A 991-nucleotide genomic window follows, 5' to 3' on the forward strand; every position below is an offset into this window, starting at 1 on the left:
GTAGAAGGACAGGCCATTGCGGTCGGTATGCCTCACCATCTGGTGCTGCGCATACTCGAAACAGTAGGGCGCGTCGTGCGCATCGAGCACGGCGCTCAAGTTCCCCAGCGCGTCCTGCTGATACGTCACCAGCGGATGCACGCCACCTTGTGCATCGTGCAGCGCGAGCGCCCCCAGGCAGCCCGCGACGCGGCCCGAAGCGGCTCGCAACTCACGCCCGGTAGCACGGCTCCCCGCGAATTCGATGAAGCGCATCGACACGCCGCCGTGAATCGCATCGGTGCGCCGCTCGATATGCCAGGCGTTGCCATTCAGGTCGGCCATCCGGGATAACGGCAAACCCAGCGTCTGCCCTTGATCCACGGCAGGCACGCGTGCGCGCCAGTCATCCGGCAGCGGGAACGCGTATTCCAGACCGGCCCGCATACGAATGCGCAGTTCGTCATGTTCGATATACAGCGCATGCCCATGCTGGCGGTCGACCGTCCGCGCGGGCCATCCGCTTTCGTGCGGCATCTGATCGAACGCAGTGGTGTGATCGGCAAACGTGACCGCCGCGCTGTATTGCACCGTCTCGTGACCCCCGTGACCCTCATCGCGCAGCAAGTCCACGCGAATGTCGGCCGGACTGCGCCAGCCGTGGCCCAAGTGTCCCAAGATCTCGTCGTGACTCGCGTAGTACCGGTCCCACACCAGCGGCAAGCGCCCTTCGATGGTGAAATCGTGCTGCTGCACCACCACTTCGCCCGTGATCGAGTTGACCGGCTCCGCGTCAAAGATCACGCATTTGATGAAGCCCGAAGGGAAGTTCTTGAACAGCCTCTTGGCCAGCGCCGAGCCCCGAAACGCCCTGAACAGTCCGGCCGCCACCGCCATCATGTTCATCACGGGCGGGCCGCCCACCAGCACGGGACGATCGGCCGGAATGGGCAGCATCGTGGCCGTGGGCAAGGACAGGTACTTGCGTTCCGTGTGCGCACTGTTGTGCGAC

The 991-nt window shown here is 64.6% G+C and carries 1 protein-coding gene; it reads right to left on the reverse strand.

From position 1 onward, the window contains the following. Positions 1 to 991, reverse strand: a 991-nt coding sequence (locus QCE88_RS41905; protein ID WP_309911927.1) for a DUF6531 domain-containing protein, incomplete at both ends; no start/stop codon positions are given.

The sequence above is a fragment of the Caballeronia sp. LZ035 genome (assembly GCF_031451175.1).
Classification (GTDB): Bacteria; Pseudomonadota; Gammaproteobacteria; order Burkholderiales; family Burkholderiaceae; genus Caballeronia.